The 22231-nt window shown below is 69.0% G+C and carries 19 protein-coding genes; 9 read left to right on the top strand and 10 right to left on the bottom strand.

Translation table 11 applies throughout. From position 1 onward, the window contains the following. Positions 1-85: 85 nt before the first annotated feature. The 6 genes from GX015_RS10710 to GX015_RS10685 form a co-directional block, all read right to left on the bottom strand. On the bottom strand, positions 86-1831 hold the full coding sequence (locus GX015_RS10710) for an SLC13 family permease (protein ID WP_291345043.1): 1746 nt from the start codon (positions 1829-1831) through the stop codon (positions 86-88). A gap of 144 nt (positions 1832-1975) precedes the next feature. Then, positions 1976-3367, bottom strand: coding sequence for a DUF418 domain-containing protein (locus tag GX015_RS10705; protein ID WP_291345042.1), 1392 nt, complete (start codon positions 3365-3367; stop codon positions 1976-1978). A gap of 45 nt (positions 3368-3412) precedes the next feature. Continuing rightward, entirely contained in the window at positions 3413-3823 is a 411-nt protein-coding gene (locus GX015_RS10700) for a hypothetical protein (RefSeq protein WP_291345040.1), read from the bottom strand. A gap of 96 nt (positions 3824-3919) precedes the next feature. Next, on the bottom strand, positions 3920-4435 hold the full coding sequence (locus GX015_RS10695; RefSeq protein ID WP_291345039.1) for a hypothetical protein: 516 nt from the start codon (positions 4433-4435) through the stop codon (positions 3920-3922). Between the two features lie 93 nt (positions 4436-4528). Beyond that, positions 4529-6307: a DEAD/DEAH box helicase gene (locus GX015_RS10690; protein ID WP_291345038.1), complete on the bottom strand. Its 1779-nt coding sequence runs from the start codon at positions 6305-6307 to the stop codon at positions 4529-4531. Continuing rightward, the gene (locus tag GX015_RS10685; RefSeq protein ID WP_046649818.1) at positions 6304-6552 is read right to left on the bottom strand and encodes a DUF3039 domain-containing protein; all 249 of its coding nucleotides are present in this window, start codon (positions 6550-6552) and stop codon (positions 6304-6306) included. The genes GX015_RS10690 and GX015_RS10685 overlap by 4 nt, the downstream gene beginning before the upstream one ends. A gap of 85 nt (positions 6553-6637) precedes the next feature. Between GX015_RS10685 and GX015_RS10680 the strand changes: the two genes are divergently transcribed. The 6 genes from GX015_RS10680 to galE all read left to right on the top strand — a co-directional run bounded on the left by GX015_RS10680 (position 6638) and on the right by galE (position 12520). Beyond that, positions 6638-7204 (top strand): DUF3099 domain-containing protein, encoded by a 567-nt coding sequence (locus tag GX015_RS10680; protein ID WP_046649860.1) that lies wholly within the window; start codon positions 6638-6640, stop codon positions 7202-7204. Then, positions 7201-8922 carry a methyltransferase gene (locus tag GX015_RS10675; RefSeq protein ID WP_291345036.1) on the top strand — a complete coding sequence of 574 codons (1722 nt, stop codon included), beginning with the start codon at positions 7201-7203 and terminating at the stop codon, positions 8920-8922. Before GX015_RS10680 ends, GX015_RS10675 begins: the two co-directional genes overlap by 4 nt. Next, positions 8919-9353 carry a D-aminoacyl-tRNA deacylase gene (gene dtd / locus GX015_RS10670; protein ID WP_046649819.1) on the top strand — a complete coding sequence of 145 codons (435 nt, stop codon included), beginning with the start codon at positions 8919-8921 and terminating at the stop codon, positions 9351-9353. Before GX015_RS10675 ends, dtd begins: the two co-directional genes overlap by 4 nt. A gap of 282 nt (positions 9354-9635) precedes the next feature. Continuing rightward, a complete protein-coding gene (locus GX015_RS10665; protein ID WP_291345035.1) occupies positions 9636-10625 on the top strand; it encodes a sigma-70 family RNA polymerase sigma factor in 990 nt (329 codons plus the stop codon). A gap of 228 nt (positions 10626-10853) precedes the next feature. Then, complete coding sequence (locus GX015_RS10660; protein WP_291345034.1) at positions 10854-11540, top strand: metal-dependent transcriptional regulator; 687 nt, start codon at positions 10854-10856, stop codon at positions 11538-11540. Next, positions 11537-12520, top strand: a complete 984-nt coding sequence (galE, locus tag GX015_RS10655; RefSeq protein ID WP_291345032.1) for a UDP-glucose 4-epimerase GalE — start codon at positions 11537-11539, stop codon at positions 12518-12520. The genes GX015_RS10660 and galE overlap by 4 nt, the downstream gene beginning before the upstream one ends. A 37-nt stretch (positions 12521-12557) precedes the next feature. Here the strand turns inward: galE and GX015_RS10650 are convergent, their stop codons facing one another. Further along, on the bottom strand, positions 12558-13766 hold the full coding sequence (locus GX015_RS10650) for a DUF4192 domain-containing protein (protein WP_291345031.1): 1209 nt from the start codon (positions 13764-13766) through the stop codon (positions 12558-12560). Positions 13767-13940: 174 nt separating this feature from the next. On the opposite strand from GX015_RS10650, the gene GX015_RS10645 reads away from it, so the two are divergent. After that, entirely contained in the window at positions 13941-15098 is a 1158-nt protein-coding gene (locus GX015_RS10645; RefSeq protein ID WP_291345030.1) for a PAC2 family protein, read from the top strand. On the opposite strand, the gene GX015_RS10640 is transcribed toward GX015_RS10645, so the two are convergent. Then, complete coding sequence (locus GX015_RS10640) at positions 15095-16291, bottom strand: alpha/beta fold hydrolase (protein ID WP_168937104.1); 1197 nt, start codon at positions 16289-16291, stop codon at positions 15095-15097. The two genes, GX015_RS10645 and GX015_RS10640, sit on opposite strands and share 4 nt — an antisense overlap. Positions 16292-16458: 167 nt before the next feature. Continuing rightward, positions 16459-17802, bottom strand: coding sequence for a lipase family protein (locus GX015_RS10635; protein ID WP_291345029.1), 1344 nt, complete (start codon positions 17800-17802; stop codon positions 16459-16461). 91 nt (positions 17803-17893) lie between these two features. On the opposite strand from GX015_RS10635, the gene GX015_RS10630 reads away from it, so the two are divergent. Further along, positions 17894-20440: an RNA helicase gene (locus GX015_RS10630; RefSeq protein WP_291345044.1), complete on the top strand. Its 2547-nt coding sequence runs from the start codon at positions 17894-17896 to the stop codon at positions 20438-20440. Here the strand turns inward: GX015_RS10630 and GX015_RS10625 are convergent, their stop codons facing one another. Next, complete coding sequence (locus GX015_RS10625; RefSeq protein ID WP_291345027.1) at positions 20441-21379, bottom strand: hydrogen peroxide-inducible genes activator; 939 nt, start codon at positions 21377-21379, stop codon at positions 20441-20443. Positions 21380-21605: 226 nt separating this feature from the next. Between GX015_RS10625 and GX015_RS10620 the strand changes: the two genes are divergently transcribed. After that, positions 21606-22202 (top strand): peroxiredoxin, encoded by a 597-nt coding sequence (locus GX015_RS10620; protein WP_046649829.1) that lies wholly within the window; start codon positions 21606-21608, stop codon positions 22200-22202. Positions 22203-22231 lie beyond the last annotated feature (29 nt).

The raw sequence follows: 22231 nt of genomic DNA, 5'->3' as shown, positions 1-22231 counted from the left end.
CCTGCCAATTGGTGCGCCGCCCCGTCGTCAAGCAAACGGGCAAGCGGCTCGCAGGCCCTCCCCGCCTGCCGCCTCCCACTACCTGCTAGTACACGATGCCGAACACCCAGCCGACCAGGGTCATCGCGGCGGCCGACACGACGACCAGCGCGATGATGTTCAGCCAGATGCCGGCGCGCACCATGTTGCCCATCGACACGTAACCGGAGCCGTAGGCGATGGCGTTCGGAGGGGTCGCGACGGGCATCATGAACGCCGACGTCGCGGCCAGCGCCACCGGCACCGCCAGCAGCATCTGGTCGACGCCGAGGCCGATCGCCATCGCGCCGACCAGCGGCAGGAAGGTCGCGGCGGTGGCGGTGTTGGAGGTGAACTCGGTCAGCACGAGCACCACGAGCGCCACGACGACCACGAGCAGCACGATGGGCAGGAAGCCGAGGCCGGACAGCTGCTCGCCGATCCAGTCGGACAGTCCCGAATTGGTGAACTGCGACGACAACGCGAGGCCACCGCCGAACAGCAGCAGCACTCCCCACGGCAGCTCGAGCGCATCCTCCCACCGCAGCAACTTCACGCCGTCCGGCCCGCCGGGGATGAGGAACAGCGCGATGCCGACGCCCATCGCGATGACGGCGTCGACGATCATCGTGTCGGGCCAAATCACGGGCACGAACACCCACGACAGCGCGGCGACGACGAACACCGCCAGCACGCGCGCCTCGCCCTTGGACATGCCGCCGAGCTTGGCCAGCTCCTCCTTCATCAGCGCGCGGCCGCCGGGGATGTGGTCGATCTCCGGCTTGAAGATCACGCCGGTCAGCAGGTACCACGCCGCCGCCATGAGCACGACCGCGACGGGCACGCCGACGAGCATCCACTGGCCGAAGCCGATGTTGACGCCCTGCTCCGCCATGTACGCGGCGAGCATCGCGTTGGGCGGCGTGCCGATGATCGTGCCCAGCGACCCGATCGACGCCGCGTAGGCGATGCCGAGCATCAGCGCGATTCCGAAGTTCGACTTCGGCTCGGGCTCGGTCGAGTGCTCGTAGGTCTTTTCCCCCGCGCCCGACTCGCCGGCGTCGGCGCCGGCCGCGCCGACTTCATCGTCGCCGACGTCGCCATCGGCCTCGAGCATGTCGGCGGCGCCGTCGGACAGTTCCCCGTCATTTTGGCTTGACGACGGCCCGGCGTTCCCCGCCTTGGCCTCCTCGCGGAGCATGCCGACGATGAGCGAGAGGACGGACACGCCGATGGGGAGCATCATCACGGCGGTGGCGGTGTTGGACACCCACATGGAAAGGAAGCCGGTGGCGATCATGAAACCGAGGACCAGCATCTTCGGCGAGGAACCCATGGCGACGAGCACCCACAGCGCCACGCGTTTGTGCAGGTTCCAGCGCTGCATGCCGAGCGCCAGCAGGAAGCCGCCCATGAACAGGAAGATCGTCGGGGCCGCGTACTGACCGGAGAAGTCCCCGAGTTCGGCGATTCCGAGGATCGGGAAGGCGACCAGCGGAATCAGCGCGGTGACGGTGATGGGAATGGCCTCGGACATCCACCAGGCGGCCATGAGCACGGCGATCGCCGCCGTGCCGCGCAACATGTGGTCGAGGTCCGACGGCATGAAGAAGTAGACCGCCAGCGCGAGGACGATGCCGGTGATCAGCCCGAAGCGTTTGCGGAACAGTGCGCGGGGGCCCTCTCCCCGATCCTGCTGCCCCGGCGACCGTTCCGCGACGGCCGCGGAGCCTTTAGGTGACGGGGTGGACGGCGTGGACGCGTCCCTGGTTCTGGTGGTGGCGTCGGTGCTGGAAGAGCCGGTGGTCGACATCGTGGCGTCGCTCCCTTTCCGCGGGCGCCGGCGATGAGGCTGGTGGCCGCAGTCACGGCGCGGGCATGAATGTTGTACAGCCCACACCATAACCGATCGACAAGACGGTCCTATGGTCGGCCCGCGTTCCAGGGGAACCTCGCGTCAGCTCTTCTTCCCGTACGTCAGGCGGCGGTGCAGGGCCTCGAGCGGCCCGGGCTGGCCGGCCTTGGCCAGCAGCCAGGCGGCGATGAGCGTCGCCAGCCACACGCCGGTGGCCCACAGGCTGACGATGGTCACCGATTCGCCGCTGAACAGATCGAGCATCCACCCGCCCGCCAGCACCAGGAACAGGACGGATTGCGCGACGTACCCCGACATCGACCGCTGGCCCAGGGACTGCAGCATCGCCAGCGGCAGGGGCGGCGCGAGGGTTTCCCCGCGGGCCGCCGCTTCCCGGATGCGGCGTTGCACCGGCAGGCAGAGCAGTGCGATCAGGGCGATGATCCCGGGCCCGGCGACGATGCCCGCGGCCTGGCTCAGGCCCTGCGCCCACGTGCCGCCGATGACGCCGAGCTTCGACAGGCCCGAGAGCACGCCCGTCACCAGCGCCGCACCGGCGCCGACGGCCGCGACGACGGTCAGATGTCGCACATGGGACGCCGAATCCTCCAGCAGGCGCATGCGGGCGGCGACGACGCCGAGGATCATCAACGCCATCAGCTGCGGTCCCGCCATCGCCACGACGATCGGGGCGGAAACGACCGTGATCGCGCCGATGACCAGCTGCTTGCCCACGTAACCGTCGCCGAGCATCGGAATCCCGTCGAATCCGCCGCCGGCCGCGCCCGCCGCCCCGGTGGCGCCCATCGAGCCCATGGCGCCGCCCATGAGGAATCCGACGCCGATCGACAGCACGCCCAGCACGCCGGCGATCCACAGCAGCGTCTTGTTCCGCAACGGTACGAGGAAGGTGACGATCAACCCCATCAGAGCGTACGTGAGCAGAATGTCGCCGAAGAACAGGAAGATCGCGTGGACGACTCCGAACAGCGCCAGCCACCCGTACCGCTTCAGCAGGAGCCCGCGGGCGCGGGGCCACGGCACGCCGCGGGCGTATTCGCGCATGACCAGCATGCCGATGCCGTACCCGAACAGCGTCGCGAACATCGGCAGCCCACGGGTGTGCACGAGCACGTCGTTGATGATCGTCACCGCATCATCGGTCGGCAGCGTCCGTTCTCGCCCGCTCGCCGGCGAACCCAGCATCAACCACGCGGTCACCGCATTGGCCACCGCAATGCCCAGGAGCATGAATCCCCGGGCCACGTCGGGGGCGAGGATGCGTTCCTTCACCCCGGTGTGGTGGAACGACGGTTTTTGCGTGACGACGGCCGGCGCCTGCATGTTCGGCGGAACCTGCTGGTTCACCGAGTACTGCTGGAGCTGCGGTACCCGATGGTTCGGCGCGTACTGCGGTTGCGGCGCAGACTGGTGCTGCGGCGGTTGAGGGTAACGGGGACCGTCGTCAAGCGGGTCCGGATTGCGGTGGTCCATCGGTTCCTCCTGTGATCGGCGGCGACGCGTGCCACTCGCCCGGTGTTACTGCGCCGTGTTCTCGCGCAGGCAGTCGGCGTATTCGGGGGTCGTCTTGTCCAGGTGACCGCAGGTCTTGTCGGCCTCCTCGACGATGTTGTTCGCCGCGACCAGCAGAGCCAGCGAAATGGCGATGGCCAGGCCACCGGTGATCACGCCAATGAGGCCCATGCCGAACGCGCCGCCCGTGCGCGGCTCTCGGCCGGCCGCCGACACGCGCTTGTGGGCGCCGATCGACTTGACGATCGCGATGAGGCCCAGCACCACCGCCACCGCGCCGAACGGAGCGCCGATGATGAACGCCGAGGTGATCAGCGCACCGAGGCCGATCGCCAGGGAGATGAGGCCGAGCTGCCGGCCGACGGCCGAACCGTCGATGCCGTCGGGGCCGTAACCGTCGGTGGCGGGATTGGTCATGGTGGTGGTGCTCCTGGAGGTCTGGAAAGTCGGGACGGAAGCGGGTGCTGGAAGAAGGCGAGCGACGTGAGGTCGCCCGGGAAAACTACGGCCGGGTCAGTTGATGCCCAGTCGGCCCATGACGGAGTCCTGGATGCAGGCGTCGAAGGCGGCCTGGTCGTTGATCAGGTGCTGGCACTCGGCCGCGGCGCCGGCTCCGATGGCCACGCCCCACAGGACGAAGCCGAAAATGACCAGGGCCAGCACCGACGAAAGGATGCCGATCACCGACATGGCCGTGGTGCCGCCGGTCTGCGTCGAGCCGAGCTTTCGGGCCTTCGAACCGGCGCGCAAGGCGACGATGGCGAGGATGATCGACACCACCGCGAGCAGGCCGCCGAAGAGGACGAACGCCGAAGGGATGGCCAGCAGACCCAGAATGAGCGCCGCGATGGCCAGGCCCTTGCCGGTGGACACCGCGGGCTGGCCGCCGGGCATGCCCGGGGCATTGCGGGCCGGATCGGCGTAGTAGCCCTGGTACCCCGGACCGCCGCCGAAGCCCGGCGCCCCCTGGCCGGGCGCGGGGCGCGCGGCGTCGAACGGGTCGTATCCGGCGTGGTCGGGGCTGGTCATCGGGATTCCTTCCGGTGGTCCGGCGAGATGCTTCGTGCGGCGCTTACGCTACCCCACCCGGGCGCGGCGGCTCACCCGGAACCGCCGACGCGATCACCAGTTGCGCAGGTATCCGATCCGATCGCGCAACTGCTGCTCGGTGCACAGCGCCGTCGGCGGGCCTCCGCAGTTGCGGCGGACCTCGTTGTGGATCTCGCCGTGCTTGCGGCCGGTGCGCGCCGCGGTCATGGAGACCAGGGTGTTCAATTCCTTGCGCAGCTTCGGGATCGCCTCGCTCGCCACGCCACCGGGCCGCGGCATCGGCACCTCCGGGGCCCCGTCCGCTCCGGCTGCACCGGGGACCGGGCCGCCGGCGCCGGACGCACCGGACTGCATCGACTCCCCCACATCCAGTTCGCCCATCTTCCGCTCGTGCTCGGCCCGCGCCTCGGACGCCTTCAACTGCTCCTCTTGCCGCTTCTGCAGCAAGGTGCGCATCGAATCCGCGTCGAGGAGCCCCGGCAGCCCCAGGTAGTCGGCCTCTTCCTCCGAACCGGCCATGGTCGCCGTGCCGTACGAGGAACCGTCGTAAATCAGATAGTCCAGCTCGGCATCTGCGCCGAGGGACTCGTAGGCCGGCAGGTCGTCGGGCTCGTTCTGGGTGCGATTGGCTTCGGCGACGAGGTCGTCCTCCCAGCCCTCGCTCGGACGGTGCGGCTTGCCCAGGATGTGATTGCGCTGCACCTCCATCTGCGAGGCGAGGTCGAGCAGCACCGGCACCGACGGCAGGAACACCGACGCGGTTTCGCCGGGGCGCCGAGAACGCACGAAACGGCCGATGGCCTGCGCGAAGAACAGCGGCGTCGACGAGCTCGTCGCGTACACGCCCACCGCCAGGCGAGGCACGTCGACGCCCTCGGACACCATCCGCACCGCGACCATCCACTCGTCGGTGGAGTCCGAGAAGGTCTTGATCCTTTCGGAGGACCCCGGTTCGTCGGAAAGCACCAGCGCCACCGGAGTCGAGCTGAGCTGCTCCAAAATGCGCTTGTAGGCGCGCGCCGTCGTCGCGTCCGTGGCGATGATCAGCCCGCCGGCATCCGGGATGTGCTTGCGCATCTGCATCAGGCGCGTGTGGGCCGCGCGCAACACCGATGGGATCCAGTCGCCGCCGGGGTCCAGCGCCGTGCGCCAGGCCCGGGTCGTCTCCTCGGGGCTCATGATCGTGCCCAGGCGCGCCGCGAATTCCTCGCCGGCGGAATCGCGCCAGCGGGCCTCGCCGGAGTACGCCAGGAAGACGACGGGCCTGACGACGCCGTCGCGAAGCGCATCCGCATAGCCGTAAACGTGGTCGGCGACGGACTTCTGGTGGCCCTCGCCATCGTCGGAGTAGCGAACGAACGGGATCGCCGCGTCGTCGGAGCGGAATGGCGTACCCGTCAGGCACAGCCTGCGCTCGGCACCTCCGTAGGCCTCGGCGATGCCGTCGCCCCAGCTCTTCGCGTCGCCGCCGTGGTGGACCTCGTCGAGGATGACCAGCGTCGGCCGCGCATCGGCGACCGCACGGTGCTTGAACGGGTGCACGGCCACCTGCGCGTAGGTGACCACGATGCCGTGATACGCGGGATTGACCACGCCCTTGGCGTTGGTGAACGCCGGATCCAGGGCGATGCCCGACCTCGCCGCCGACTCCGACCACTGCACCTTCAGGTGCTCGGTGGGAACGACGACGACCACCCGCTCGACGATGCGGCGGGCCAGCAGCTCGGCGGCGATGCGCAGGGCGAAGGTCGTCTTGCCCGCGCCCGGCGTCGCCACCGCGAGAAAATCACGCGGATTGGCGGACAGGTACTTGTCCAGCGCCTCCTGCTGCCATTTGCGCAGCCCGCTCACTTGCGGCGGAGGGTCTTGTAGATCCGCTCGCAGTCCGGGCACACCGGCGAACCGGGCTTGGCGGACTTGGTCACCGGGAAGGTCTCGCCGCACAACGCGACGACGTAGTTGCCCGACACGGCGGAGTCGACGATCCGGTCCTTCTTGACGTAGTGGAAGAACTTCGGGGTGTCGTCGCGCGTCGTCTCGTCGACGCGGGTGTCGGTCCGTTCGATGGTCTTCGTGGTCTTCAGGGGCGTGCTCACGGTTCCCGATTGTGCACCATCGGCCGGACCGGCGAGATCGCGACCCCGGAATGCGGGAGTTTTCGCGGGGAGTACCGTTGTGGCCATGTCGAGTCGGCGGACGACCCGTCGGGGCAGGCGCGGCTCCGATGCGGTGCTGATCACGGACGCGCGGCAGTCGCGCATTCGCAACTACAACTACCGGCGCCAGACCTACGCCATCCTGCAGTGGTCGCGCATCCCGATGCTGCTGCTGGCCGCCGCCGCATTCCTGTGGTGGGACCTGGCGTGGCTGGCGGCGATCCTCACCGTGCTGTCGGTGCCCATGCCGTGGATCGCGGTGGTCATCGCCAATGGCGTCGGAGAGCCGGCGGACAAGCGCTCGCCGCGCGTGTACAAGCCGGGCGTGGTCCGCGAGCAGAACCGCCGGTGGGAAGAGGCGCAGCGCGAGCGGATGGCGCAACTCGCCGACGGCCCCGCGCATGCCCTGGGCCCGGCGGCCACGGAGCAGGCGGACATCAACCTTCCCGCCGTCGTCGCCGATGAGCCGGATTTGGGCGCGTACGGCGGCTTCGATCCCTCGATGATCATCGACATGGACGACCTGGGCGACGACGACCTCGACATCGCCGACTTTTCAGAAGACCGATCACCGGAGAACCCCAAGAAGTGAGCATCGACCCGATCACCGCCCCGCCCACCGACGAGGAGCTGGCCGGGCTGCCGGCGCTCGCCCCGCGTCTCGCCGAGGTACTGCGGGACCTCGGTTACGGGGTCGCGGGCCTGCGGCAGTTGCTTGGCGACGCCGGCCTCGCCGCCCTCGACCGGGGCGAACCGGAAGCCGTGGTGCGTTCGATCCATCTCGCACTCGACCGCCCCGGGTTGGCCGCGACCGTCGCCGCGTTCATCGTCGGCGATCCCGTGGATCTCGTCCCGTGGCTGGGCGAGGACTTCGTGGCCGAGTGCCTCGCCTGCGGTGTCCTGCGCGAGGTGCACGGACGGAATGGAGCGGGCGGGAACGACGTCCGCCACGTCGCCGCCATCGACGTCCGCCCGGTGGAGGTCGACGGCGTCGAGCGCCTCGTCTTCTCCGACCGCGATGCGTCGATGACGGCGCACGTGCCCGGCCCCGACCACGTGCTGGGCGTCGGCCGGGCTTCCCGGTCGCTGCTGGACATCACGCCGACCGATCCCGTCGGCTCGGTGCTGGACCTCGGCACCGGTTGCGGCGTGCAGGCGCTCGGCCAGCACCGCGCCGGGTCGATCACCGCGACCGACGTCCACCCCCGGGCGTGCCTGTACGCCTCGGCGACGCTCGCCGCCGCCGGACTCGACTCCTCGGAGCAGGTTGTTTCGGAGCCTTCCTCCGAAGTGATCGAGGGCTCCTGGTTCCACCCCGTGGCGGGGCGGCGCTTCGACCGCATCGTGGCCAATCCACCGTTCGTCGTCGGCGTCCCCGAGGTCGGCCACGTCTACCGCGACTCCGGGCTCGACCTCGACGGCGCGACCGAATTGATGCTGCGCGAAGTCCCGGACCACCTGGAACCGGACGGCACCGCACACTTGCTCGGCGCGTGGGCGCACGTCGACGGGGAGGACTGGACCACCCGCGTCGCTTCCTGGCTGCCCAAGGAGGGCGTAGAGGCGTGGATCATCCAGCGCGACGTCGTAGATCCCGCGGCCTACGTGGGCACGTGGCTCCGCGACGAATCCATCGACCCTCGCGGGCCCGAGGGGCGGGCGAAGACGCGGACGTGGCTCGACCATTTCGCCGCCCACGGGGTCACGGGCATCGGATTCGGATACGTCACCATTCAGCGCATCGACGGCCCGTCCTCCATCACCTGCGAGGACATGCCCCAGCCGCTCGGCGGTCCCTTCCGCGACGAAGCGGCCGAATGGTTGCTGCGCACGGCTTGGCTCCGCGACCGGAACGCCGCCGGCATCCTCGATGCCCGATTCCGCGTGCGCCCCGGGGTCGCCGTCGAACGCGTCGAATTGGCCGGGTCCGCGCACGATCCCGAACAGGGCTTCTCCCCCGCCGCGCTGCGCATCACGCGCACCGACGGGCCCAGGTGGAGCCACGACACGGACGATTCGATCGTGCGGATCCTCTCGGCGATCACGCCCGATGCGCCATTGTCGACGGTCCTCGACGTCATGGCCATGCTCGGGGCGCTTCCGGAAGACGGCTTGGGCGAGATCAGGGAAGCGCTCGTGCCGGTCATCGTCGATCTCGTCCGTCATGGACTCGTGCTGCCGGCGCAGCTGCTCGGCGGTGGCGACGATGACGCCGCAGGCGACCGGGCGGCAACCGCGGACCACGCGGAAGCCACCGACGAGAAAGACGAAAAGGACGGGAAGGGCGAAAAGGAAGAGGAGAAGCGATGAAGGCGGTTCTGACGCGGGTCACCCGCGCGGCGGTACGGGTGGACGGCGACGTCGTCGGCGAGATCGACGGCGGGGACACGGGCGGGATTCTCGCGCTCGTCGGGGTCGGCCGGGAGGATGCGCCCGACGCCTGGGAGACGATGGCGCGCAAGATCGCCGAGCTCCGCATCCTCGACGGCGAGACCTCCGCCGTGGACGCCGGCGCCCCGGTTCTGGTGGTCAGCCAGTTCACGCTCATGGGCGCGACGAAAAAGGGCCGTCGCCCGTCGTGGACCGACGCGGCACCCGGTGACGAGGCCGAACCCGTCATCGCGAAGATTGTCGGGCGCCTCCGGGAGCGTGGCCTGGAGGTGGCGGAAGGCCGGTTCGGCGCAATGATGGACGTCGAGTCGGTCAACTCCGGACCCTTCACCGTGCTCGTGGAATGCTGACACAGCCACCAATCCCGCGCTTTTCGCGTCTTGCCCGTCACCGTCGAAAAGCCTTGCCCCTCCCCCGAATTGGGGCACTTGAAAACCAGGTGAAACGCATCTCTGTAATGCAGTTCGCGCGGTGTGACGCAGCCCACCTGCACTTTTGCAGGAGAAACCCATCGGTCGCCGAAAGAACCGCATGATCACCGTTCGCCGGGAACCCCATCCCGGGAACAATCCGCGGGGCAGGCCCGTTGAACCCAGTGAGATCGTCGACTTCGCAATGAAAGGCCGGATCACATGACTAGTGCCGATGTCCGAAATGACGAACAGAACGCCCGGGAGCGAGATCGCGGGCGCCGCAGCGGGAACAACAACAACCCCTCCGCGGACCTGGTTCGCGTGTATTTGAACGGAATCGGCAAGACCGCCTTGCTCAGCGCGGAGGAAGAGGTCGAACTCTCCAAGCGCATCGAGGCCGGCGTCTACGCCGAGCACCTTCTGGTCAGCGGCGCGAAGATGACGCGCGCGATGAAGCGCGACGTGAAGATCATCGCCAAGGAGGGCAAGGCCGCCCGCGCCCACCTGCTGGAAGCGAACCTGCGTCTGGTCGTGTCCCTGGCCAAGCGCTACACCGGCCGCGGCATGCCGCTGCTGGACCTCATCCAGGAAGGCAACCTGGGGCTCATCCGCGCGATGGAGAAGTTCGACTACACCAAGGGCTTCAAGTTCTCGACCTACGCGACGTGGTGGATCCGCCAGGCGATCACCCGCGGCATGGCCGACCAGTCCCGCACCATTCGCCTCCCCGTCCACCTGGTGGAGCAGGTCAACAAGATTTCCCGCATCAAGCGCGAGCTCTACCAGCAGCTGGGCCGCGAGGCCACGAACGAGGAGCTGGCGGAGGAATCGGGCATCGCCGAGGCGAAGATCGAGATGCTGCTGCGCCAGTCCCGCGACCCGGTGAGCCTGGACATGCCGGTGGGCACGGACGAGGAGGCGCCGCTGGGCGACTTCATCGAGGATTCGGAGGCCACCGACGCCGAGGAGGCCGTCGTCGCGTCGCTGCGCCACCACGACGTGCGCCGCGTGCTGTCGACGCTGGAGATCCGCGAGCAGGAGGTCATCAAGCTGCGCTACGGCCTGGACGATGGCCTGCCCCGCACGCTCGACCAGATCGGCCGCCACTTCGGCCTGTCCCGCGAGCGCGTCCGACAGATCGAGCGCGAGGTCATGGCGAAGCTCCGCGAGGGCGACCGCGCCGATCGCCTGCGCGCCTACGCCAAGTAGGCGGTCGGGGAGGTCTTCTCCCCTCAGGACTCCCCCGAACGCCCCCGATTCCCCGAATGCCCCGTCGCCGCTTTCCCGCGGTGACGGGGCGCGCCGCTTCTTCGGGAACAATCCGGCCCCCATTGCGGTTATTGTTGGAGTATCCGCGCAGCCCGTCGTCTTATCGATGAGCGCGCGCATCGCCGCGCACGCGCGCGGCCCGTCGCATCGAGCACCCGGAGGACAGCAGTGAGGGACCTGGTAGACACCACGGAGATGTATTTGCGCACCATCTTCGAGCTCGAGGAAGAGGGCATCATCCCCCTGCGCGCCCGCATCGCCGAGCGTCTGGAGCAGTCGGGCCCGACCGTGAGCCAGACGGTGGCGCGCATGGAGCGCGACGGCCTCCTCGCGGTCGCCCCGGACCGCAGCCTGAAGCTTTCCGACGAAGGCCGTTCGCGCGCGACGTCGGTGATGCGCAAGCACCGACTGGCGGAACGTCTGCTCACGGACATCATCGGCCTCGAATGGGACAAGGTCCACGACGAGGCGTGCCGGTGGGAGCACGTGATGAGCGACGAGGTGGAGCGTAAGCTCCTGGGTGTGCTCGAGGAGCACACGCTGTCGCCTTTCGGCAACCCCATCCCGGGCCTGTCGGAGCTGGATTCCACCGCGGCCGCCGACATGCCGGCCGATGCGGTGCGCCTGTCCGACCTGCCCGCCGGTGGCCCGTACGAGGTGACGGTGCTGCAGATCAACGAGATTCTTCAGGTCGAGCCGACCTACATGAAGCGGCTCCACACGGCCGGCATCATGCCGGGCGCCGAAGCCGAGGTTGAGCTCCATCCGGGGCGAGTGACGTTGGCGCGTGGCGATCATTCGCTGGACATCCCGGACACGCTTTCCCACGCGGTTATGGTGGTGCGAAACAAGTGAAACTCCTGGTGACGGGCGGTGCCGGTTACGTCGGCGGCGTCAATGCCGCTGTTCTCCTCTCCGAGGGCCACGAGGTCACGGTCCTCGACGACCTGTCCACGGGAAACCGTGACGGCGTGCCGGAGGGCGCCGAGTTCATCGAGGCCAACGTCGCCGACGTCATCGGCGACGTTTTGTCGGACGGAGCGTTCGACGGCGTGCTGCACTTCGCCGCGCGGTCCCTGGTCGGCGAGTCGGTGGAGGTTCCGTCGGAGTACTGGCACGGCAACGTGGGCACGACGCTGACGTTGCTCGACGCCATGCGCGGCACCGGCACGAACAATTTGGTCTTCTCCTCCACCGCGGCGACGTACGGCGAGCCCGCGCAGGTCCCGATCACGGAGGACATGCCCACCGCCCCGACGAACGCGTACGGCGCGACGAAGTTGTCCATCGACTACGCGATCACGTCCTACGCTCGCGCGTACGGTCTGGGCGCGACGAGCCTGCGGTACTTCAACGTCGCCGGCGCCTGGAACGGCCACGGCGAGAACCGCGTCGTGGAGACGCACCTCATCCCGCTGGTGCTGCAGGTCGCCCTGGGCCACCGCGACAAGATCATGGTCTTCGGCGACGATTGGCCGACGCCGGACGGCACTGCGGTCCGCGACTACATCCACGTCAAGGATCTCGCGGACGCCCATCTGCTGGCGTTGTCCTCGAACGAGCCGGGCACGCACCGCATCTTGAATCTCGGTTCGGGCGACGGCTACTCGGTGCGCCAGGTCATCGAAGCCTGCCGCGAGGTCACCGGCCACCCGATCCCCGCCGAGGATGCCCCTCGCCGCGGCGGCGACCCGGCGACCCTCATCGCGTCTTCGGCCCGTGCCATCTCGGAGCTGGGCTGGGATCCGAAGTTGACTGATCTGAAGACCATCGTCGCCGATGCTTGGGAGTTCACCGGAGCCCTCGGCGATCGCGCCCATTCCGCGCATCGCTGATCCTCCTTCGCTTGACGACGGCCCCGTCCCCCGCACTTCAGCGGGAGGCGGGGCCGTCGCCGTCCTCGTCTTCGACGTCCACGGCGGCGTCCGGGTGCACTTCGCCGAGGATCGCCGTGGTCGCCTCGAGCATGGAGCGGAGCGCCTCGTGCCCGCGCCCCGATGCCATGGCGGCGAACAGCAGCTGCGACAGGGAGTGGTCGGGATCGGTCTCGAGAGCCGCGTCGAGCGCGGCGCGGGCGATCGCGGGATTGCCGTGGACGTGCCGGTCGATGGCGTAACACGCAAGAGCGTTGGCCCTCGCCGATCCCCTGAACAGCCGCCCGCACCCCAGCCACAGCGCGCGCACGGTCTCCGCGGCCGAGCCGAGGATCTCGCACATTGTCAGATCCCGCAGCAGGAGGCTGACCAGCGGGCGCGCCAGAGTGCGCAGGTGCAGCGCGTCCGTGAGGGCGTCGTCCACGCAGATGTCGCCGCGGTCGACGGCATCGATCAGCGCCAGCCATTCCAGGTGGTGTTCACGCACCTGCGCCATGGCCTCGGGGCCGGGCAGGCCACCGGACCTGCGCACCCCGCGGACGTCGTCGTGGGCTCGGCGCAGGGCCTCGCCGGCGGCGATCCGGCATGCGGCGGGCTCGGGCCGAAACCGTTCCCGCAATGCGTCGGCGTCGCGCGAGATCGCCTCGCCGGTGCCGTGCAGCTTCCCGGACGCCCACGACGCCGCGGGGTCGCGCAGCGTTCCGAGCCGTTCGCCGTCCGGGGTCGAGACGACGGATCCCGCGCGCAGGTGGTCGGTGCGTGCGGCGATGATGACGTCGAAGCCCTCTTCCTCGAGGTCGAAGGAGATCCCCGATAGAATCGCCTGCCAGCCGCCGGGGCCCGCACCCCGGTTTTCGGTGATCACGTAGGCGTCGGCGCGCTCGTGCCCTTCGGCGGCCATGGCCTCCGACGCCATGCGGACGGCGCCGCTCTCCCCTCCGTCGAGATCGCGCACCAGCACCGGCCCGGGGTCGTCCAAGTACCGGTCGCCGAAGACCAGCACGAGAGATTCGGCCGGGTAGTAGCCGAGCAGTCCGGGGAGGTTGGTCAGGAAGTCGACGGGATCGGCGGCGTCCATCGTGGGCTCCAGCGGGTGGTCGACGGGCGTGGGGTACGGATCGCGGGTTCGGCTATCCCGGGCGAAATGGCTCGGATGGCACGGATTCGTCGGTTCCGGAAAGTCGGCGTCGTGGCCTGGGTTCGTCATGCCCGCAGGATGCGTGACGCGCCGGGAAGGGGCTCGTCGTAAAGCTGCCCGGGGAACGCCTAATGTGGATGAAACCCGCCCTGTGGAATATTCACCGGGCGAAGGTGGTTGCATGGATCAGTCGCCCACTCGGGCACTGGGATTCACCCCGACGGTGAGAAGGAGGCGCAGACCATGGACGAGGGACACGAGATGTACGAGATGCATTTCCCCGCCCCGGATGTGGGGCCGAAGAATGGCGGCCTGACCATGGTCGTGGCGCTCCAGGGCTACGCCGATGCGGGTCTGGCCGTCGCGGGGTCGGCGAGCCATCTCATCGATGCGCTGGATCACCGCCCGCTGGTCAACTTCAACAACGACGAGCTGGTGGATTACCGCTCGCGTCGACCTGCCGTGACCATGGTGGGAGACGCCGTCGCGGAGAGCGCCGAGTTGGATCTGTCGCTGCAGGTCGTGCGCGACAACGCCGGCAAGCCCTTCCTGCTGTTGTCCGGCCCCGAGCCGGATTTGCGGTGGGACGCCTTTTCGGAGGCCGTCGCCGATCTGGCCGAGCGGTTCAACGTGCAGCGCACCGTGTCGCTGTACTCGGCGCCGATGACGGTCCCGCACACGCGGCCGCTGGGAGTCATCGCGCACGGCAATGATCGAGAGCTGCTGGCCGGCCACCGTACGTGGGGTCAGCGGGTGACCGTGCCGGGGGCCGCGAGCCTGCGCATCGAACTGGAGCTGAACCGCCGCGGCCGCAAGACCTGCGGTTTCACCGCCCAGGTTCCTCACTACGTCGCGGCGTCGGATTACCCGCTGGCGGCGCTGCGTCTGCTCGAGGCCGTCGCCGACGCCGGCGATCTGGACTTCCCGTTGACCGCGCTCGAGCGTGAAGCGGACAAGGTAGCCGAGATCCTCGCAGAACAGGCGACGGAGTCCGAGGAGGTCGCGGGCATCGTCCGCATGCTCGAGCACCAGCACGACGAAGAGGAGCGCCGCCGCGCCACCCTCGAGTCGAACCCGCTGGTCCGGGCGGACGGCACCATGCCGTCGGCGGATGAGTTGGGCGCGGAGTTCGAGCGATTCCTGGCCTCCCAGATCAGCGCGCCTCCGCGTGACGACGAGCCGACCCCGGACTCCCCCGCCGAATCCATGGACTCCGGCCTGGAGGACACTCACGACTCGGACGCCGCGGACGCCACGGACGTCGCAGACGATGCAATCGAGTCGGAGGGCACAGCCGTCACCGACGATGAGACCGACACCGACGGACCCGATGACTCGGACGGGGACGACGACGACGGTGATGGAGGCCGTCGCCCGCGGCGCCCCTGGTTCCGTTTCTAGGCGGAGCCGAGCGCCGCGGAACTCGTGATGGCGTCGGTGCCGAGGTGCCGGGCCAGGAACTCCAGCGCCGCCGATTCCGTCGCCACCGAGGCGACCGAGTGATTCAGCGCGGTCCCCTGGGCCACCGCGGGAAACTCGTCGACGACCATCTCGACGTCCGCTCCGCGTGAGCGCCACGTTTCGGCCAGCGCCGCGGCCTGGTCGTACGGGACGAGGTCGTCGTGGCGGCCGATGGAGATCAACACCGGAGCCGATGGCGTCAACCGGCCGATGGCCTGTTCGTCGATGATCCGGGTGAACTCCGGCGAGTCAGCGATGTGGGCGGCGATGGGCCGGCCGTCGACGGTCCACGTCCGGGTCTCCTGCCCCATGGTCAGCAGCCCGGTCTCCTCGACGCACAGACCGGACACGGAGTCGAGGATGCGGCGCCCGTGGGAATTGAGGATCTCCTCCTTCTTCGCCGCCAGGTGTGGGTCACGCTCCGCGAAGCCGTTGATGGCCCACCCGATCGCCCCGGCGAGAATCGACCCGTCGATGCGCTCCAGCACGGCGCCGAGATCGGCCGGCGGCGCACCGGCGTAGGCGGCGCGCAGGTTCACGTCCGGGGCCAGCGTGGGCGCCATTTCCACGGCCGCGGCGACGGCGCCGCCGCCCTGCGAGTAACCCCACAACGCCACCGGCGAATCGGCCGGCAACCCATCCACGGCCAGTCCGGCGCGGGCGGCGTCGAGAAGCACGCGGCCCGATTCCAATCGGTGACCGTAGGCGTGCATGCGGTCGTCGCCGAGGCCGATGTAGTCGGAGATGACCACACGGTATCCCTGGCCGAGCAGCAGCCGCGCCTGGGCGATGTGACCGCCGCCCGGTCGGCCGAAGGTCGCCGACGGCGCGCACTGATCGCCCTGCCCCACCGTGCCCGGGGCCACGACGACGGTGGGCCGGGGCCCGTCGCCCGTCCATGGAGCTTCGGGAACGAGGACGGTGCCGCCGACGGTGACCGGGAGACCATGCGCGTCCCTCGAAGTGAAGGCGATGGTCCGCGCCGACGCGGCGATCTGCTGCCCCGGCGCGTAACTGCCGTCGATGAGCGGGGCGGGCGCGGGCATCACGGTGTCGCGCACGGAAAGCACCGCACCGGGGGCGTCGGCGGCAAAATCAGCCGGGGCCGGATCCGCCCAGGCGGGCGTCGTCAAGCAAGATGCCGCGACCAATCCGACCAAGACCGGGAGGGCGCGCACGCCGCATCGTTTCATGCCCCCATCCAATCACGGCGCCCCGAAAAGGCGGGGCAGGACGCGTAACGGGCGACCCCCAAAATCTGCCGCAACCAAGACCCGGATAGACGGACCGGATACGGGCCTCAGAATTGGCAGGTGCCGGGCAGCGAGATGTCGCCCCCGGAACCGCTCGCCGACGCCTCCTTCAGCGCGATTCCGAATGCGGTGGCCAGGTAGTGGGTCGCGAGCTCGGAGCCGGACATCATCGGCGCGGTGTGGCCGATGCCCAGACCCGGGGCGATGCGCGGAATCTCCGCGGCGACGAATGTGACGTCGGCACCCTGCGCGCACCAATCGCGGGCCATCTGCTCGGCCTGGCCGAAGGGGATGACGTCGTCGTTGCGGCCATTGAGCACGAGCACCGGCGCGTTCGGCTTCAGGCGGCCGATCCGGTGGTGGTCCAGGGCCGCGACGATCTCGGGGTGCTCCGCGAAGTGGTCGGACAGTGAGCGGCCGTCGACGGTCCAGGAATTGGTGCGGTGCAGGCCGACGCGCTCAACGGAGTCGCCGATGCAATCCTGCTCCAGTTTGGAGAGGATCCGGCGGCCGTACGGCGAGGCGATTTCGTCCATGAGCGGGCGCAGCTGCGGCTCCGACGCCAGGAACCCGTTGACCGCGTAGCCGATCGCGCCCATGATCATGTTGCCGTCGATGCGGTCGAGCACCTGGGACAGATCCGCGGGCGGGGCGCCGGCGAAGGTGACCACGACGTCGAGCTCCGGCGCGTAGGTCGCCGCCAGCTCGGCGGCCGACGCGGTGGCGCCGCCGCCCTGCGAGTAGCCCCAGAACGCCACCGGCGAGTCGGTGGGCAGCCCGTCGATGGCGAGGCCCGCGCGCGCGGCGTCCAGCAGTGTTTGCCCCTGGTCGAGGCGGTTGGCGTACGTGTGCACGCCCGGCGCCCCCAGGCCGATGTAGTCGCTGACCACGACGCGGAAACCCTGGCCCAGCAGGGGCTGGACCTGCCCGATCTGACCGCCGCCGGGGCTGTCGCCGAAAGTCGCGGACGGGGCGCACTTGTCCGCCTGCCCCACCGTGCCCGGGGCGACGACGACCGTCGGCCTGGGTCCCCGCCCAGCCCACGGAACCTGCGGGACCACGACGACGCCGCCGACCTCGCGCCCCCGGCCCGCACCGTCGCGGGTGGCGAAGCGCATGATCCGAGCATCGAGGGCCACCGCCTCGGCATCGTCCCCGGCTTCCGACGGTGCCGGTGCGGGCATCGAGGAGAGCACCGTGCCGGGCGCCGCATCGATGACGGGGAGCGCGTCATCCGCGTCGGCCAACACCGGCGCCGAGTCCGTGGGCGTCGAGTCTGTGGGCGCCGTCTCCGTGGGCGCCGTCTCCGCCAGAGCCGTGCTCGTCGGCACCGCTCCCCCGAGCGCCGTAAGCATCCCCGCCGTCACCAGCTCCGCCATCGAGCGCTTCATTGCATTTGCACACCGAATGTAAACATGTAACCACGCGGGGGCGGCGCACGCTGGGCAATTGGATAGTCTGGACGGCGTGTCTCTCTCCGCCATGCTCCCCGACCTCGCCGACGTCCCGGAATCGTTGATCGACGACGCGATCGTCGACTCCTTCATCGCCTGGACGCGGGAGACCGGCATCACGCTGTACCCCGCCCAGGAGGAGGCGACGCTGGCGCTGGCCGGCGGCGACCACGTCATCCTGGCCACCCCGACGGGCTCGGGAAAGTCGATGGTGGCCATCGCGGCGCACTTCGCGGCCCTCGCGCGCGGGCAGCGCAGCTTTTACACGGCGCCGATCAAGGCGCTGGTCAGCGAGAAGTTCTTCGCCCTGTGCGAGGTCTTCGGAGCGGAGAACGTGGGCATGATGACGGGCGACGCCACCGTCAACGGCGGCGCCCCCATCGTCTGCGCCACCGCGGAGATCGTGGCCAACATCGCGCTGCGCGAGGGCCCCGACGCCCGCATCGATCAGGTGGTCATGGACGAGTTCCACTTCTACGCCGAGCCGGACCGCGGCTGGGCGTGGCAGGTGCCGCTGCTGCTGCTCCACCGCGCGCAGTTCCTGCTCATGTCCGCCACGCTCGGCGACGTGTCCATGTTCCGCCGCGATCTCAAGCAACGCACCGGCCGCGACGTCGAGCTCGTCGCCGGCACGACCCGCCCGGTCCCCCTGGACTTCCATTACGTGCACACGCCCGTCCACGACACCCTCGACGAGCTGCTCGAGGGCGGCAAGGCGCCGATCTACGTCGTGCATTTCTCGCAGCGCGAGGCAATCGAACGGGCGCAGGCGCTGACGGGGCTCAAGCTGCTGAACGCCGAAGAAAAGGAACGCATCCGCGAGGAGATCGGGGACTTCCGCTTCACGACGTCCTTCGGCCGAGTGCTGTCCAAGCTGGTGCGCCAGGGCATCGGCGTTCACCACGCGGGAATGCTGCCCAAGTACCGGAGGCTGGTGGAGCGGCTGTCCCAGACCGGATTGCTCAAGGTCATCTGCGGCACCGACACCCTCGGCGTGGGCATCAACGTGCCCATCCGCACGGTGCTGATGACCGGGCTGGTGAAGTACGACGGCACCCGCCAGCGGATCCTCAAGTCCCGCGAGTTCCACCAGATCGCCGGCCGCGCCGGCCGCGCCGGATACGACACAGAGGGCACCGTCGTCGTCCAGGCCCCGATCCACGAGATCGAGAACTTCAAGCTGCGCCGCCGCGCCGGCCAGGACGAGGCGAAACTGAAGAAGCTGCGCCTCAAGGCCGCGCCGAAGGGCGAGGTGACGTGGTCGGAGAAGGCGTACGACAAGCTCGTCGATCAGCCGCCGGAAGCCCTGACCAGCCGCTTCCGGGTCAGCAACGGCATGCTGCTCAATGTCATCGCCCGCGGCGGCGACACCTTCGCCAACATGCGGGACCTGCTGCGCGGCAATCACGACACGCGGCACCAGCAGAATCAGGCGATCCTCACGTCCATCGAGCTGTACCGCGGCCTGGTCGCCGCCGGCATCGTCGAGGAAACGCCGGGCCCGGACGGCGACGATGACGTCCGGCCGCGGCTGACGGTGGAGCTGCAGCGCGACTTCGCGCTCAATCAGCCGCTGGCGCCCTTCGCTCTGGCGGCGCTCGAACTGCTCGACCCGGAGTCCGAGGATTACGCGCTCGACGTCATTTCGGTGTTCGAGTCGATCCTCGACGACCCGCGCCCGCTCCTCGCCGCCCAGCAGAAGGCCGCGCGCGGCGAGGAGATCGCGGCGTTGAAGTCCGAGGGCGTCGACTACACCGAGCGCATGAACATCGTCGAGGACATCACGTGGCCGAAGCCCCTCGAGGAGGAGCTGGAACAGGCGTACCAGACCTACGCGAAGGGCCATCCCTGGGTGCGGGAGTTCGAGCTGTCGCCGAAGTCGGTGGTCCGCGAGATGGTGGAGAAGGGCATGACCTTCTCCGACGTCGTTTCCGAGTACGGAATCGCCCGTGCCGAGGGCGTGCTGCTGCGCTACCTCACCGACGCGTGGCGCACCTTGCGCCACACGTTGCCGCGGGAGGCGTCGAACGACGAGCTCGCCGACGTCGTCGAGTGGCTGGGCGAGTTGATCCAGCAGGTCGACTCGTCGCTCGTCGACGAGTGGGCCCGGATGGCGGACCCGGACAAGCCGGTGGACGAGGAAACGCTGCGCGAAGCGGCGTTCGGCGGCGACGACTCGCGCCCGCTGACCGGCAACGTCCGCGCCTTCACCCGCATGGTCCGCAACCTCATGTTCCGTCACGTGCAGCTGTTCGCCATGGAGAAGGAACGCGAACTCGCCGAACTGGATTCGCATCTCGACGACGCACCGGACTGGCCGTCGCTCATGGACGATTATTTCGGCGAGTACGACGACGTGGATCTCGGCCCTGCCGCGCGCGGCCCCGAACACTTCCGGGTGGACGACGCGAACGCCGCCGGGGAAGCCCCCGACGGCGGGTACTGGCGAGTGGAGCAGACCATCCTCGACCCCGAGGACGATCGCGGATGGCGACTCGTCGCCGAGGTCGACCTCGCGGAATCGGATGCCGCGGGTGAGGTGCGGCTGCGGTCCCTCGAGGTCAAGGCCGGTTGATCAGTTCTCCCCGATCGCCTTTTCGTAGGCCAGCTTGACCAGCTCGCCGATTCGCGAGAACTCGTCGCCGCGCACCGACGACGCGCGGTGGACCAAACCGATGGTGCGGCCCGGGCGGGCGGGCCCCTCGAAACGGGCCGTTGCCAGGCCGGGGCGGCCGGCCTCCACCTTCAGGGCCGAAGCCGGGACCAGCGTCTCGCCGAGTCCCCCGGCGACGCACTGCACGACGGTCGACAGGGACGCCGCGCGGGTCTCCAGGCCGAGGGTGTCCTCGCGGTGGGCGTCGACGCGGCGGCACAAATCGAGCACCTGGTCGCGCAGGCAGTGGCCGTCGTCAAGCAAAAGCAGGTCCAAGTCGCCGAGGACGTCCAGGGGCACGTCGTCGCGGCCGGCGAGGTCGTGGCCCTCGGGGAGGACGAGGTGGAACTCCTCCTCGTACAGCGGGTTCTCCGCGAAGGAGGACACGCCCGAGGGCAGAGCCAGCACCGCGGCGTCGATGGCGCCGGAACGCAGGGCCTCGATGAGGTGCGCGGTCGGTTCCTCGACGATGCGAGGCTCCAGCTCCGGCAGCTCCTCGCGGACGCCGAGCAGGAAGTTGGGCAGGATGTAGGGCGCGATCGTCGGAATGAAACCGATGGCCAGCGGGCCGGCGAGCTCATCGGTGCGGCCCGACGCGCGGGCGACGATGTCGTCCACGATCTCCGAGACCTGGCGCGCGTAGGGCAGGATGCCGCGGCCGAGTGGCGTGACCAGGACCCGACGGGTCGAGCGCTCCACGAGCTGGACGCCGAGGCCACCTTCGAGAGTGGACAGCGCCTGTGACAGGGACGGCTGGGAAATGCCGAGTCGCTGGGCGGCCTGGCCGAAGTGGCCGGTGTCCGCGATCGCGACGAACGCGCGAAGCTGAGGAAGGGTGGGGCGGTATTCGCGATTACGCATACCTATGAGCTTACACGACACTGTTTCGAATTACCTCTTGACTTCGCCGAGTTTCATAGGCATAATGGTCCATGCACCGGATGGAGCGATTGTTTTACCAGGTGCGAACCATTGATGGGGGACGTGTCGTTTACCTCCGCGAGGTTCGGAATGTCTGGTGCTCCTACCCGATCGCACCGTACGAATCATATTTTCGACTTTGAAGCCGATTCTTTAGGAGGATCACATGGCTCTGCTCACCGTTGGCGACCAGTTCCCCGAGTTCAACCTCACCGCCCTCAAGGGCGGCAACCTCCGCGAGGCCAACGCCGCCTCACCGGACGACTACTTCGAGCAGGTCACCAACAACTCGTACGAGGGCAAGTGGAAGATCGTCTTCTTCTACCCGAAGGACTTCACCTTCGTCTGCCCGACCGAGATCGCCGCGTTCGGCAAGCTGAACGAGGAGTTCGAGGACCGCGACACCATCGTGCTCGGCGGCTCCGGCGACAACGAGTTCTCCCACTTCAACTGGCGCGCCACCAACGAGGAGCTCCTCGAGGTGCCGTTCCCGATGTTCGCCGACGTGCGCCATGACCTCATGCGCGCCCTGGGCGTCGAGAACGCCGATGGCGTCGCCGACCGCGCGACCTTCATCATCGACCCGGATGGCGTCATCCAGTTCGTCTCCGTCACCCCGGACGCCGTCGGCCGCAACGTCGACGAGGTCCTGCGCGTCCTCGACGCCCTGCAGTCGGAGGAGGTCTGCGCCTGCAACTGGCAGAAGAACGACCCGACCAAGAACATCGACAAGATGGACGTCCTGAAGCAGGAGCTGAAGTAATACATGAGCATCGACAACCTTCGTTCCGG

It is taken from the genome of Corynebacterium sp. (genome assembly GCF_012837295.1).
In the GTDB taxonomy this organism is placed as follows: domain Bacteria; phylum Actinomycetota; class Actinomycetes; order Mycobacteriales; family Mycobacteriaceae; genus Corynebacterium.
This window is presented reverse-complemented; position numbering and strand designations above follow the sequence as displayed.